The sequence below is a fragment of the Methylobacterium sp. Leaf117 genome (assembly GCF_001422985.1).
Taxonomy (GTDB): domain Bacteria; phylum Pseudomonadota; class Alphaproteobacteria; order Rhizobiales; family Beijerinckiaceae; genus Methylobacterium.
In genome coordinates, this window is sequence record NZ_LMNL01000034.1 from 103,056 (window position 1) to 117,569 (window position 14,514).

Annotated in this window: 11 protein-coding genes; 5 read left to right on the forward strand and 6 right to left on the reverse strand. The window is 66.3% G+C overall.

Annotation, left to right across the window (positions count from 1 at the left end; translation table 11 throughout):
• Positions 1–657: 657 nt before the first annotated feature.
• Entirely contained in the window at positions 658–1,653 is a 996-nt protein-coding gene (locus ASF57_RS14990) for a PAS domain-containing protein (RefSeq protein WP_056182071.1), read from the forward strand.
• Positions 1,654–1,718: 65 nt separating this feature from the next.
• On the opposite strand, the gene ASF57_RS14995 is transcribed toward ASF57_RS14990, so the two are convergent.
• From ASF57_RS14995 to ASF57_RS15015, 5 genes are all read right to left on the reverse strand, one after another.
• Positions 1,719–2,138 (reverse strand): FKBP-type peptidyl-prolyl cis-trans isomerase, encoded by a 420-nt coding sequence (locus ASF57_RS14995; RefSeq protein ID WP_056182064.1) that lies wholly within the window; start codon positions 2,136–2,138, stop codon positions 1,719–1,721.
• Between the two features lie 86 nt (positions 2,139–2,224).
• A complete protein-coding gene (locus tag ASF57_RS15000; protein ID WP_082504015.1) occupies positions 2,225–3,394 on the reverse strand; it encodes a GNAT family N-acetyltransferase in 1,170 nt (389 codons plus the stop codon).
• Positions 3,391–4,713, reverse strand: a complete 1,323-nt coding sequence (locus ASF57_RS15005) for a lipopolysaccharide biosynthesis protein (RefSeq protein ID WP_244477011.1) — start codon at positions 4,711–4,713, stop codon at positions 3,391–3,393. The genes ASF57_RS15000 and ASF57_RS15005 overlap by 4 nt, the downstream gene beginning before the upstream one ends.
• A gap of 118 nt (positions 4,714–4,831) precedes the next feature.
• Positions 4,832–5,809, reverse strand: coding sequence for a GDSL-type esterase/lipase family protein (locus tag ASF57_RS15010; protein ID WP_056484779.1), 978 nt, complete (start codon positions 5,807–5,809; stop codon positions 4,832–4,834).
• Entirely contained in the window at positions 5,773–6,867 is a 1,095-nt protein-coding gene (locus tag ASF57_RS15015) for an OpgC domain-containing protein (RefSeq protein WP_056484781.1), read from the reverse strand. The genes ASF57_RS15010 and ASF57_RS15015 overlap by 37 nt, the downstream gene beginning before the upstream one ends.
• Before the next feature lie 321 nt (positions 6,868–7,188).
• Between ASF57_RS15015 and ASF57_RS15020 the strand changes: the two genes are divergently transcribed.
• Together ASF57_RS15020 and ASF57_RS15025 are read left to right on the forward strand one after the other, a co-directional pair.
• Positions 7,189–8,790, forward strand: a complete 1,602-nt coding sequence (locus ASF57_RS15020; RefSeq protein WP_082504016.1) for an ATPase domain-containing protein — start codon at positions 7,189–7,191, stop codon at positions 8,788–8,790.
• Positions 8,777–9,817, forward strand: coding sequence for a sensor histidine kinase (locus ASF57_RS15025; RefSeq protein ID WP_056484783.1), 1,041 nt, complete (start codon positions 8,777–8,779; stop codon positions 9,815–9,817). The genes ASF57_RS15020 and ASF57_RS15025 overlap by 14 nt, the downstream gene beginning before the upstream one ends.
• Before the next feature lie 15 nt (positions 9,818–9,832).
• On the opposite strand, the gene ASF57_RS15030 is transcribed toward ASF57_RS15025, so the two are convergent.
• Positions 9,833–10,525: a GntR family transcriptional regulator gene (locus ASF57_RS15030; protein WP_056182051.1), complete on the reverse strand. Its 693-nt coding sequence runs from the start codon at positions 10,523–10,525 to the stop codon at positions 9,833–9,835.
• A 655-nt stretch (positions 10,526–11,180) separates the two neighbouring features.
• Between ASF57_RS15030 and oxc the strand changes: the two genes are divergently transcribed.
• Both oxc and frc read left to right on the forward strand, forming a co-directional pair.
• On the forward strand, positions 11,181–12,962 hold the full coding sequence (oxc, locus tag ASF57_RS15035) for an oxalyl-CoA decarboxylase (protein WP_244476955.1): 1,782 nt from the start codon (positions 11,181–11,183) through the stop codon (positions 12,960–12,962).
• Between the two features lie 214 nt (positions 12,963–13,176).
• A complete protein-coding gene (gene frc, locus ASF57_RS15040) occupies positions 13,177–14,451 on the forward strand; it encodes a formyl-CoA transferase (RefSeq protein ID WP_056484785.1) in 1,275 nt (424 codons plus the stop codon).
• Positions 14,452–14,514: the final 63 nt, after the last annotated feature.

A 14,514-nucleotide genomic window follows, 5' to 3' on the forward strand; every position in this document is an offset into this window, starting at 1 on the left:
ACCACCGGTTATTATGCTCACAAAACGGCACGAATTCTCGTCCTTGGAGCTCCTAGTCACATGCCGTAACTCAGTCATACAACGTCGCATTCAAAATTTGCTAAATGTTAGTTGGCGGCTGAGTTGGCGGGAGAGGCCCCTGCGAAGGAATCGCAGGATGTTCTCAGATTAGAATTGCGGCGCCGAGCAATCCTGACGTCATTTGGTCGACCGGTCGCGTGTTGAGAGGCTGGTGCTGGCAAAGGAGGCAGATCAAACCCTGCTAGCGACCCGCGTGGGGCGTGGGTACGACCATGCGCACGACTCTGGGCGGTCCGGCGCGGTGAGAAACATCTGCGTTCATAGCCCGCAATCAATGCAGAAACCTATGCTGATCATGCGTTGATCTGAACAAGACTGCGAAGATGGACTGATCGATCCACACCGAGCGTCTTCACGGAAAAATACCTATTCCCGGTGTACGTTATTGGTCGACCCGAAGAGCGATATGGACCTCCCTCAGAATTTCGCTCATAAAACCGCGCGGTACGGTCATGTCGTACCGATCCCGAAGCTATCGTGAGAGATGATCACGTGTTCGCCGCGAGCATGACTCGTCTAGAATCGCATCTTTTAACAGGTCAGCAGCGCCGGCCCTTTCCCGCTGCACCCGGACGCATGCTCCAGTTGGCCGAGGATCTGACGCAGATCGGGCTCTGGTCTGTCGATCTGCGATCGAGTGAACTGGCCTTCTCGGATGGATTCGCGCGCCTGACCGGGTTGTCGCAGCTGAACGGCAAGCTGGATACGCTGGGCGACCTGTTCCATCCGGACGACCGGCACATTTTCGAAGAGATCTCCGCCGCCTTGCGAACCGGAATTCCGGTCGATCGCGGGTTCCGGGTTGTGCGGTCCGACCGCTCGGTGCGCTGGGTCGAGCTCAAGGGGCACGTGATCCTCGGACACGACGCCTATCCGATCCGGGCCGATGGGATCCTGCTCGACGTCACCTGCCGGCACGAGGCGACCCAGTCGGTCCTGCGCAACCAGGCCCGGTACGAGGGACTGGTCGAGGCCGTCGCCTCCGTGGTGTGGGAGATGACGGCCGACGGTCATTACCTCCCCTCGACGAGCTGGTGCGCGCTGACGGGCCAGACCCCGCAGGAATGGCAGGCCGGTGGCTGGTCCGCCGCGATCCATCCCGACGACCGCGCCCAGGCCGCCGCCGCCTGGGCCAATGCCGTCCGGCGCGTCGAATCCTACGAGGCCAATTACCGGCTGCGCTGCGCCGACGGGCTGTTCCGCTGGGTCAGCGCCCGGGCGGTGCCGATCCTCAACCCGGACCACTCGGTCCGGGAGTGGATCGGTCTCGTCATCGACATGACGAGCTCGGCCAGCGTGATGAGCCAGCCCAACGGCATCCCGTTGGAGGAGATCTCGGGCCCGCTGATCCGCAGCGCCCGGGCGATGCTGAACTGGTCGATCCCGGATCTCGCCGCGGCGGCCGAAGTCTCGGGATCCAGCATCAAGCGATTCGAGGAAAGCGACGGCGGTGCCCTGCGGCCGCGAACCCGGACCGCCATCCGGCTGGCCCTTGAGGCGGCCGGGATCACGTTCGTGTCGCGCCAGCCCGGCGAGGTCGGGCTGGTATACCGTCCGGTCTCGAACGCCTGAGACGGACCGAAGATCGCGTGACCTCCACGCGACCCTCGTGAATACGCGTCGGTCGGAAACCCGCCTCAGCGGGCGCCGAGCAGCTCCACGTCGAAGATCAGGGTGGCGTTGGGCGGGATCACGCCGCCGGCGCCGCGCGGGCCGTAACCCTGGTCCGGCGGGATGATCAGCGTGCGCTTGCCGCCGACCTTCATCGTGGCGACGCCCGTATCCCAGCCGGCGATGACCTGTCCGGCCCCGAGGGTGAAGCTGAACGGGGTGCCGCGATCCCGAGAGGAATCGAACTTCTTGCCGGGCTTGCCGCCCTCGTCGAGCCAGCCGGTGTAGTGGACGCTGACCTTCTGGCCGGCCTTCGGCTCGGGGCCGGTGCCCACGACCTCGTCACGGTACTGGAGGCCCGAAGGGGTGGTGACGGTCTCGGCGGAAGCGGATGCAGTCATGGCGAGGATCAAGGCTCCGGTGAGGGCGTAGAGGGGACGGCGCATGGATAGTCCTGTCTGGCATGCCGAGGCGGCGCAGTAGCACGGACTCGGGATGCCGGTACATTCCCGGCGCGAAAACCCTCGGCGCCTCAACGCCTCAGCAGGCGCCGCGCCTCGTGACGCGCCTCGCCCTCGAAGCGGGCCAGGCGGAGGCGCCGCTCCAGCGAGATCAGGCCGCGCCCCGCATCCGGCACGGCGATGATCTCCGCGACCGCGTCGCGCTCCCGGTAGAGGCTCTCCAGGGCGGAACCGGCCAGGGTCGCCGAATCAAGCCGGTCGGCAAAGGCCTCCGCGTGCAGGGCCCGCACGATCTCGGCCTCCAGCACGAGACCCGGCGCGTAGGCGCGGGCGGTCTCGTCGTAGGCGGTCTTCAGGAGGTAGGCGGTTCCCCCCGAGACCAGGGCGAGGCTGACGGCCAGCGGCGTTCCATCCTGACGCAGGGTGTCGGCCCGGATGCCGACCGGACCTTCGCCCGCTCCGAAAACGGCGCGGGCGAAGGTCGCGTGGGCGGCCCGGCACGCCATGGCGCTCCCGGCGGCGCCCTTCCACCCGGCGGCTTCCACGGTCAGGAAGACCTCGACAGCCCGCGCGAGCCCCGGACCGCGGGTCTCGGTCTCGAGGCTCACGGCCCCTCCCTCGGCGATGCGCCGCTGGCGGCGGCGTAAGTCCTTCAGCCGGGACGGATGCGGATGCCCGGCCAGGAACGCCGCATGATCGGGGCGCCGCTGCAGGACGGGGCGCCAGAACCGCGCCACCTCTCCGACATCCCAGCCCGCAAGCCCCATCGCAGTTAGCAGATCGCGACCGAGGCTGGTCTCGACCGAGAGCAGCGGCCAGCGCCACGGGCGTCCAGCGGATGCGGCCGCCAGACCCGCGACCAGGGTCGCCAGGATGGCGGGTCGCTCCGGCCCATTGGCGACCAGGGGCGCCGTGGCGGTGATGAACGGCGAGAGGTAGGGCAGCGACACGCAGCGCCCGAGGCCGCAGATGTCGTAGGATCGGCGAAACGGAAGCACGGCCTCCAGCCGATCGCCGAATCGCACGACGACCACCCGGAGATCCGGTGCGGCGAGGCCGCTCGCCCGATGGGCCAGCATCACGTGGCGACTGTAGAACGGATGGGCATCCCCCGACCGGGACGAGAGATCGTCCCAGGCCGCGGCGTCCTGCCCGAGGGCGTCCAGGGTGGTGACGGCGCAGGAATAGGCCTGACAGGGAAAGGCCGACGCTGCAGGCGGGCGCGCAAAAGCGGCGGTCATTGGGCGAGCCTTCCAAAGCGAGCGATCCGGACCGGCGTGAACAGCCCGTGCACGGCATAGGCGGCCCGGGCCATCGCGACGGCTCGCACCACGGTGGCAATCGCCATCGCGAACGCCGCCCCCGCGACACCGAGCACCGGGACCAGCGCGAGGCAGAGGCCGCCGGCCAGGATCAGCATTGCCAGGGCGATGCCGGCGGCGAGGCGCTCGCCACCGAGCATGTTGAGCAGATCCTCGCCCGGACCGAAAGCGCTGGCGGCGACGCTGCCGGCGACCAGAACCGCCAGGATGGGCAGGCTATCCCGAAACTCGGGTCCGAACAGTCCGAGCAGCACGGGCGCGGCCGCCACGACGGCGATGCCGATCAGGGCGGTGGCCGCCAGGGTCAGCCGCACCTGCAACGACACCAGGGCGGAGAGCCGCTCCCGATCACCGGCGGCATGCGCTGCCGTGAAGCGCTGTGCCGTGGCGGCAGTAGCGGCGAAATGCACGAAGACGACGAATTGCTGGATGCGGGTCGCCGCGAAGTACAGTCCGACCGTAGCCGGCGGCACGAGCAGGCTCAGCACCACCACGTCGATGAAGCTGGAGGCGGCGCTGGCGAGATCGCTCGCGGCGATCGGCAGGCAGGCGCGGAACCAGTTTCGCCAGGCGTAGCGGCGTGGCCCCGGAGGCAGGATCGCCCGCAGGCGCAGCAGCAGCAGACCGGCCTGGATCGACACGGCGACGCCCGTCGCCACCAGGGTGCACACAACGGCGATGCGGGCTTCCGCCGGGGCGCCGAGCGCCACCGCCGCGAGCATCGCGGCCATGATCAGGCCCTGGCGCAGCAGGTAGGGCGGTGCGATGGCCAGCACCGCCCAGTTCTGGCCGCGAGCGACACCCTCGCAGTAATCCTGGAGGGCGAAGAGCGGCAGAACGAGAGCGGCGACCAGAAGCGGCGCGGCGTAGGGACCGTCGAGCAGCGATCCCTCCAGCCAGACCAGGGCGAGTCCGCCGATCGCTGCGGCGATGGCGCTGGCAAGGGTGACCATCGCGCCGCCGAAGAGATAGGCCCGGACCGCCGCGAGATCGCCGCGCGCCTGGTCGCCCGGGATGAAGCGGCAAGCGCCCTGCGACAGCCCGAGGGTGGCCGAATGGCCGAGGATCGCGATCCAGACCCAGATCGCCGCAAAGATCCCGTACTCCGTACCGCCCATCAGGCGGGCCATCAGAACCTGTCCGATATAAGCGAAGCCGGCCGCCCCGATGCGGATCGCGAAGACTTGGATCGCCGCACCGCCTGCGCCGGTTCGCAGGCGCGTCAGGGTGCTCCACAGGCTTGCGGCTCCGATCCTGTCCGTCGCTATGCTCACCGAATGGCCCCCGCCCGATGCGTTCGGGTCTAGGGCATCCGGCCTTGCGGCGCGGTTAAGCCGGGCGGTTAAAGCATTGCGTTCAGGGGCCGGCGGGCGGGGTCGGCTTGGCGCCAACCGCGTCGTTCGGAGGCGCCAGGGTCAGAGCCGGGCGCCCGGCCGTGCCGGTGGAGACGGGGTCCGGCTGAAGCAGCGAGAGCGTGATGGCGCGGGTGACGTGCTCGGCCATGCAGCGCAAACCCAGTTCGTTGAGGCGAAACTGGGTGCCGAGCAGGTGCCCCTCTCCCTTGTCGTTGCTGCGGGCGAGGTAGCGCATGGCCTCGTAGCGCTGAACCAGCGGCACGCCCTCCCGCTGAGCCACCTCCTGCACCTTGCGCACGAGGCTTGTGTAGTAATCGTCCTTCGCGAGGCTGGCGGTGTAGACCGGACTGACCAGCACGACATCGATCGCGTGGCCCTTGATCCACTGGACGGTCTCATCAAGAGCGCTGCCGAAGGCCTCCAGATCCACCCGCGCAAGGGCATCGTGCGATCCGACCTGCCAGATCACGAGATCGGGCTCCACCTCGGCCACCATGCTGCGCAGGCGCTCGCCGGCTCCGGAGGCGATCTCGCCCTGCAGGCCCCGGCTCTCCACCACCACGTCGACATTCGTCAGGGAGCGCTCGAGCGCCGTCTCCAGCTTGACCGGGTACGTAGCGGAGGCTCCGAGTCCCATCGTCGAGGCCCCGATGGCGAGCACCCGCACCGGACGATTCTCTTTGAGCGCGTCCTTGACCGCGCCGAGCCGGGCCAGGGTGTAGAGCTTGGAGCCCGGCACCCGGCATTCCGGCGAAAGCGCCACGTCGACGGCTTCCACATCCGCGCCCTGACCGGCCACGACGACGCTCGGCGGCGAAACGACGGTGGGCGCAGGCGGCACCGCCTTGACCACGGGATCCTGCTTGACCACGGGGTCCTGATGGGCTGCCGGCTCCTGCGCGTAGGCGCTCTCTCCGCTCCTGTACCATAGAAGCGAGAGGCTCAGGGCGAGGAGAGCCGCGGTTTGCGGGAGCGCCATTCGACGAACCATGCGGTGAAACCTAGTGCGAACAGGCCGGACCCTACGACGAAAACGTCAACGACGACACCGCCTCCGGTCCAGAACCTGACAAGTTGCGCGGCCAGACTCAGCAGCGAGCCGATGGAGAAGACCGCGAGGGAGTTGCGTCCAAGGCTCGCAAGGAAGTTCGTGACCCAGCCGAGCCGGGGCGCCAGGACGGCGTAGACTGCCTGGAACGCGAGGAGCACGCCGAGGAAGTGCACGACACGGGCCGGCGACAGGTAGGTTTTGTCGAAGGTGAAGACGAGGCGCGGGTCAGGCACGAGAAGCGGATCCGGCCGCAGTTCCAGCACCGACAGGACGATCCCCGTCACGACGATCACCAAGCCGAGCGGAAGCAGTCGCCGCGACCAGCGCTTCAGCCAGGGGGATGTCCGACTCCAATCCTGCATGGTGAACCCGAGCACCAGGAGGAGCTGCCAGCACAGGGGATCGAAGAACCAGTCTCCCTCCCCCGGCCAGGAGGGCAGGTTCCACTCGAAGACAAGGCTCGCGGCATAGAGGGCAAAGGACAGGACTAGAGCGGCGACGCGGCTCACCCGGCCGATCAGCACGAAGATCGGGGCGATGCCGAGAAGCACCACGTAGAGCGGCAGGATGTTGAAGAAGCCGAGCTGGTGGGTGAGCAGCACGAAACCGACCATGGTCTGGATCGGGTCGGCGAAGAAGCCTCCGGCATTGTGCCATTCGAGCAGCAGCGGGTTGTCAAGAAACAGGGCGGCACCGGCGATCATGCCCAGCGCCAGGGCCATGGTGGTGATCTGGGCGCGATACACCTCGATGGTGCGGGACAGGAGTCGCAGCACGCTCTTCAGGCGCGGCTCGGGGCTGCCGTCACGGTTGCGCGTGGCGATCCCGATCGACCAGCCGGCCAGGAAGACGAACAGCTCCGCGGCATCCGAGATGCCGTATTGCGAATAGGTGTAGCGCTCGAAGGTATTACCGGGGATGTGGTTCACGAAGATCGTGATGAGGGCGAGGCCCCGCCAGAAATCCACCGCGTTCGGTTCGCGCATCGGGGCTCGGCACTCCGGCAGCTCGAAGGGACAGGTGCTAGGCGGACTGGAGGTCGCGGCCGCGCGGCAAGGGCCGGCCCTGATAAGGTGCCCTCGACGTTCTGCAAAGTGCAACCTTCGCGGGCTGCCGGTCGGCCCGGATCGGCTCGGTCACCGCGCTCGGTCCGGCCGCAGCCTATGAGGAGATGCGTGTCTTCGCTGGATCGGGTCCAGGGCCGGGCGCTCAGGCCTTATCGCTCGGCCGGTGTGGTATAAATACCGGGGACGTCGGGCGGTCCCGCACCTATGGTGAACCTCGTTTCTCACGCACCGGAATCATCCATGCAGACCCCCGTCGTCGGCGATGCCGCGCCGATCCCGACCGGAGTGCCCGGCCTCGACGAGATCCTCCATGGCGGCTACGCGGCCCAGCGCGCGCACCTCATCGAGGGACGTCCGGGCAGCGGCAAGACCACGCTGGGGCTTCAGTTTCTCCTCGACGGCCTGAAGCGGGGCGAACGCGGGTTGTACATCACGCTGTCGGAAAGCCGGCGCGAACTCCTGTCGGTGGCCGAGCGGCATGGCTGGTCCCTGGAAGGCGTCGAGATCTACGAGCTCGTGCCACCCGAACTCAGCCTGGATTCCGAGCAGCAGCAGAGCCTCATCCACTCGTCCGACCTGGAGCTTGGCGAGACGGTTCGGATGGCGCTGGCGGAGATCGAGCGTGTGAACCCGGTGCGGGTGGTGTTCGACAGCCTGTCGGAGATCCGCCTGCTGTCGCAGGGCTCCCTGCGCTATCGCCGCCAAGTCCTGGCGCTGAAGAGCTACTTCCTGCTCAACAATGCCACCGTGCTGATGCTCGACGACCTCAGCTCGGAGGACGACGACCTCAATCTGCACTCGATCAGCCATGCGGTTCTACGCCTGGAACAGGTGACACCGACCTACGGAGCGGGCCGCCGTCGGCTCCATGTCATCAAGATGCGCGGCACGCCCTACGAGAGCGGCTATCACGACTTCGTGCTCCGGCGCGGCGGAGTCCGGATCTTTCCGCGTCTCGTCGCGGCCGACCACCACGCCGCCTTCGCGTTCGGAACCATCGCCTGCGGAGTCCCGGAACTCGACGCGGTTCTGGGCGGCGGCCTCGACAAGGGCACCACCAACCTGATCATCGGGCCCTCGGGAGCCGGCAAGTCCACACTGGCCCTCGGCTACCTCATGGCAGCCCTCGAGGCTGGCGAGCACGGATTGATCATCAGCTTCGACGAGACCACCGGCATTCTGCTGCGCCGGGCACTGGGCGTCGGGTTCGATATCGGCCCCCACGTCGAATCCGGATTGCTCCGGATCGAACAGATGGATCCCGCCGACGTATCGGCCGGTGATTTCGCCGGGCGCATCCGGGACGCCGTGGAGACGGATCAGGCCCGCGTCGTGGTGATCGACAGCCTGACCGGGTACATGAGCGCGATGAGCGGGCAGCCGCACCTCGTGCTGCAGATGCACGAAATGACCACCTACCTGAACCAGCAGGGCGTGGTGACGATCCTCGTGCTGGCGCAGCACGGCATGGTGGGCCGGATGGAGGCTCCGGTCGATCTCACCTATGTGAGCGACACGGTCGTGATGCTGCGCTTCTTCGAGGCGGGTGGGCGCGTCAGACGCGCCCTCTCCGTGCTCAAGAAGCGCACCGGCCCGCACGAGGATACGATCCGCGAGTTCCGGATCGACGCCCAGGGGCTGCGGGTCGGATCGGTGCTTAAGCAGTTTCGCGGCGTACTGACCGGCGTCCCGACTTTCGAAGGCGACCGGGCCGATCTCCTCGACGATCGGCCGGACCCGTCGCCCCGGATCATCGACCAGGAGTCCAGGCAACAGGCCGGAACCGGGCCTGATAACTTGACCGGGCCTCATGGTGTGACCGGGCCTCATGGCGCAGCCTGAACCCATCGCTCTGATCCTCGCACCGGGTGGACGGGACGCCCGGATCGCGACGGCGATCCTGGCCGAAGTCGGCGTCGCTTCGCGGATCAAGGACAGCTTGGCCGACTTGGTCGAGAACCTCGACACGGCCGCCTGCGCGGTCATCACCGAGGAAGCCCTGCTGCGGTCCGACCGACGGGCGATCGCGGACTGGTCCGAGCGCCAGCCCCCCTGGTCCGACTTTCCGTTCATCGTCCTGAACCATCGCGGCGCTTCGCCGGATGAGCGCCTGACCGGTCTCCTCGGCAACGTCACGCTCCTGGAGCGGCCGTTCCACCCCGCGGTGCTCGCAAACGCCGTGCGCTCCGCCCTGCGCGCCAGGCGTCGGCAATGGGAGGTCGCGGCGTATCTCGACGAGCGTCAGAAGACGCACGAGCGCCAGGCTCTGCTGATCCGCGAATTGCATCACCGGGTGAAGAACACCCTCGCGACGGTGCAGGGGCTGCTCGGCGCGACCGCGCGTTCGACAACCGATGTCGAGACCTTCTACCAGTCCTTCTCGAACCGCATCGTTTCGCTGGGTAAGACCCACACCCTGCTCACTGAGGATTACTGGCAGACGGCGCCCCTGCACGAATTGCTCGAGAACGAGCTCAGTCCCTACAACGATGCCGACGGGCAGCGAATCCGCCTCAAAGGGCCGGTGATCGAGCTTGCGGCCGATTTGGCCGTTCCCACCGGCATGGCCTTTCACGAGCTGACGACCAACGCGGCCAAGCACGGGGCCCTCTCGCAGCCCGGAGGTCGGATCTCCATCGTCTGGAACGTCACCGCTGCCGAGGCGGGCCGCCGCTTGCACCTCACATGGACGGAATCCGGCGGTCCCGCCGTCGAGCCCCCGAAACGGAAAGGCTTCGGCTCCACCCTGCTTCAGCGGGTGCTGGCTCAGCAGTGCAACGCCACAGTGACGATCGACTATGCGCCGACCGGCCTGCGGTTTCACATGGAAGCCCCGCTGCCCGAGGAGCGGCTGGTCCCAACCTACTGAGCGCGTGCGCAGGGCTCAATCGAGATAGTCGCCATATTTTTCGACATGGCGGGCCAGACCCAGGCCATGCTCGCGGACCAACCGCTCGGCCCGCTCGGCATCTCGCGCCTCAAGTGCCTGAATGATCTCGACATGCTCCTTGATCGAGTTAGCGGCCCGATCGCCCTGGCGGAGGGCGGTGTTCCGGATGCCGCGCACGTGCATCAGCAGGTTGCTGGTGATGTCCTGGATGACATGGCATCCGCCGAGCGAGATGATCTTCTGATGGAAGCGGATGTTGGCGTCCGAGTACTCGTCCATATGGTCGGTCGGACGTCCCTCGTAGAACTCGGGAAAGTGCTCCCGCAAGCAATGCAACTGCTCGTCGGTGGCATGCTCACAGGCGAGGCGGGCGGCCATGCTCTCCAGCGCCGACCAGGCCTGGATCATGGCGACGATCTCTTTCTTCGACTTCTTGATGACGAAGACGCCACGTCGGGCTTCGAACCGAACGAAGCCCTCCTGCTCCAGCACGGTCAAGGCTTCTCGGACGGGCGTGCGACTGACGCCCAGATCCTGGGAGAGCTTACGCTCATCCAGCCTGACCTCCTCGCGCTGGCTATAGATGTTCATGTTGGTGATGGCTTCTTTCAGCGCATCGTAGGCCAAGGCACGCAAGCTTGACGTTGCCGCCAGCGGCTTGATCTGGAATGTCGTCGACTCGACCATCTTTACACCTGGAACAATGACAAGGACGCAGACGCCACGTCAATTTGGCGCGAAACATGCCGAACCCGCTGCCGGAACACAAGGAAACCAAGGCGTTTCAGCAGGGACAAGATTTGAATATCCCCCCTGCGGCAACAACATAGCTTCAGCATCTCACCGAAGTGTGACGCCGCACGCTGGAGCTGCCCTTCGCGATTCGTACCCGTTCACGTGCGGAGTGAGCAATGTCGACTCAGGCGCAGCCGGAGGGCCGTCGTGAAGGGCAAAACGCCCGGAATCCCCCCACATGGCTCAGATCCAATTTGACACCTGGTATTTGGTATGCCACCATTCTTGAACTGACAATGACCTTGTCAGAAATGAATGCACCGCACCCGACACAGTGATCGTAGCGCAATCTCTCTATGTGAGCACCGGTCCCCGAACAGTTTTGCATCTTGAAACTGAATTGGACCAATTTCCACGGATCGTTCACAGCAAAAGCCTCGACCCCGGAAGATACGCCACCGGTACACCGGACCGACGACCGATCCTTCTTTCAGAAACGATCAGGATCTCTGTCTAAGAGCTCGTCCGTCAACACCGCGTTACTCTGATTTACGATCAAGAACGGCGCGTCATCGAAAAATAAGCGCCCGAACCGGAGGAAACCATCATGGATAGAACCGCTGGCTCCGAGACCGCTCAGGCCGTCCACGACGTCGCAACCGGCGTGGGTGTCACGTCCGATCATGCGGGCGAGCAGATCGACGGCTTCCACCTCGTCATCGACGCCCTGAAGCTGAACGGCATCACCAATATCTACGGTGTGCCCGGCATCCCGATCACCGATCTCGGCCGCCTTGCGCAGGCCGCGGGCATGCGCGTCATCTCCTTCCGCCACGAGCAGCATGCCGGAAACGCCGCCGCGATCGCGGGCTTCCTCACCAAGAAGCCCGGCATCTGCCTGACGGTATCGGCGCCCGGCTTCCTCAACGGCCTGACGGCGCTGGCCAACGCCACCACCAACTGCTTTCCGATGATCCTCATCTCCGGCTCCTCCGAGCGCGAGATCGTCGACCTGCAGCAGGGCGATTACGAGGAGATGGACCAGCTCGCCATCGCCAAGCCCCTGTGCAAGGCCGCCTTCCGCGTCCTGCACGCCGCCGATATCGGCATCGCCGTCGCCCGTGCCATCCGGGCCGCCGTCTCGGGCCGTCCGGGCGGCGTCTACCTCGACCTCCCCGCCAAGCTGTTCTCCCAGGTGATGGATGCGGAGGCCGGCACCAAGTCCCTGGTGAAGGTGATCGACGCCGCTCCTGCGCAACGGCCGGCCCCGAGCGCCATCGCCCGTGCCCTGGACGTGCTCAAGGGCGCCAAGCGGCCGCTGATCGTGCTCGGCAAGGGCGCGGCCTACGCCCAGGCCGACGAGGAGATTCGCAACCTCGTCGAGCGCAGCGGCATCCCCTACGTGCCGATGAGCATGGCCAAGGGCCTGCTGCCCGACACCCACGCCCAGTCGGCCGGTGCGGCTCGCTCCCTCGTGCTGAAGGAGGCCGACGTCGTCCTGCTGGTCGGCGCACGACTGAACTGGCTGCTGTCGCACGGCAAGGGCAAGACCTGGGGTGCCCCCGGCTCGAAGAGGTTCATTCAGATCGACATCGAGCCCAAGGAAATGGACTCGAACGTCGAGATCGTCGCCCCGGTGGTCGGCGACATCGGCTCCTGCGTCACTGCTCTCCTCGAGGGCATGGGCCAGAACTGGCAGGCCCCCCCTGCGGCCTGGACCGACGCCATCCGGACCAAGAAAGAAGAAAACCTCGCCAAGATGGCCTCGAAGCTGAAGAAGAACTCGGCTCCGATGGACTTTCACGGGGCGCTCGGCGCACTCCGCACCATCATCAAGGAACGTCCCGACGCGATCCTCGTCAACGAAGGCGCCAACACCCTCGACCTCGCTCGCGGCATCATCGACATGTACCAGCCGCGCAAGCGCCTCGATGTCGGCACCTGGGGCATCATGGGCATCGGAATGGGCTTTGCGGTGGCGGCCGCCGTCGAGACCGGCAAGCCGGTCCTGGCGGTCGAGGGTGACAGCGCCTTCGGGTTCTCCGGGATGGAGGTCGAGACGATCTGCCGGTACGATCTGCCGGTGTGCATCGTGGTCTTCAACAACAACGGCATCTATCGGGGTACCGATACGGATCCCACCGGCCGCGACCCTGGCACTACGGTGTTCGTGAAGGATTCGCGCTACGACAAGATGATGGAGGCCTTCGGCGGTGTCGGCGTCCACGTCACGACCCCGGACGAGCTCTCCCAAGCCGTCAACGCCGCGATGGATTCGGGCAAGCCCACCCTGATCAACGCGGTGATCGACCCCAGCGCCGGGACCGAGAGCGGCAACATCGGGAGCCTGAACCCGACGAGCACGGTGGTTCGCAAGAAGACCGCCTGAACCTCCAGGCCTCCGGAGATCGACGTGGTCTCCGGGGACCATCGAGCGGGCCGGCTCCCCCGGGACGGCTGCCCGCTCGATGCCAGAGAGTTCGGCCAAGCGGCGCCGGAGGCCCTTCGGCCTCTCTCGTCGATCGCCTCGAAGGTCAGCGCTCGAATCCCCGTGCCGAAGTCTCCCTTGAAGCTGAAGTCTCCCGCGAAGGTGAGCCCGTGCCATGAAAGCCCTCGAAGGCGTCAAAATCCTCGACTTCACCCATGTCCAGTCGGGACCGACCTGCACCCAGTTGCTGGCCTGGTTCGGCGCCGACGTGATCAAGGTCGAGCGCCCGGGCGTCGGCGATGCCACGCGTCAGCAATTGCAGGACATCCCGGATGTGGACAGCCTGTATTTCACGATGCTGAACCACAACAAGCGCTCGATCACGCTCGACACCAAGCATCCCAAGGGCATCGAGGTGCTGTGGCGCCTCATCGATGAATGCGACGTCCTGGTCGAGAACTTCGCCCCCGGGGCGCTCGCCCGGATGGGCCTGACCTGGGAGGCGATCCACGCTGCCAACCCGCGCATGATCCTGGCCTCGGTGAAGGGCTTCGGCCCCGGCGCCTACGAAAACTGCAAGGTCTACGAGAACGTTGCGCAATGCGTCGGGGGTGCCGCCTCGACCACGGGCTTTCGCACCGACATCCCGATGGTGACCGGCGCGCAGATCGGCGATTCCGGTACCGGGCTGCATCTGGCGCTCGGCATCGTCACCGCCCTGTACCACCGAACCCAGACTGGCGTCGGCCAGCGGGTCGACTGCGCCATGCAGGACGGCGTGCTGAACCTCTGCCGGGTCAAGTTGCGGGATCAGCAGCGCCTGGAACGCGGCCCCTTACCGGAATACAGCCAGTTCGGCGAAGGCATTCCGTTCGGGGACTCGGTGCCGCGGGCCGGCAACGATTCCGGCGGCGGCCAGCCCGGCCGGATTCTGAAGTGCAAGGGCTGGGAGACCGACCCCAACGCCTACATCTACTTCATCACCCAAGGGGCAGTCTGGCCAAAGATCTGCGACGTCATCGGTGAACCCGCCTGGGCGACGCATCCGGACTACGCCACACCGAAGGCGCGGCTGCCGCACCTCAACGAGATCTTCACCCGCATCGAATCCTGGACGATGTCCAAGACCAAATTCGAGGCGATGGAGATCCTGAACGCGCTGCACGTGCCCTGCGGGCCGATCCTGTCGATGAAGGAGATTGCGGAGGACGAGTCCCTGCGCAAGTCCGGGACCGTCGTGGAAGTCGATCACCCGACGCGGGGCAAGTACCTCACCGTCGGAAATCCCATCCGATTATCGGCGAGCGAGACCGAAATCACCCGGTCGCCGCTGCTGGGCGAGCACACCGATGAAATCCTGACCCAGGTCCTCGGCTACTCCGAGGCCGAGCGTCTCAAGATCTCCGAATCCGGCGCCATCGGCACAACGCAACAGATCGCTGCCGAGTAGGCACGTCCCCCAACCCGGTCTCTCCTCTCCACCCGGTCTCTCCTCCCAACTTGGCACGGCTTC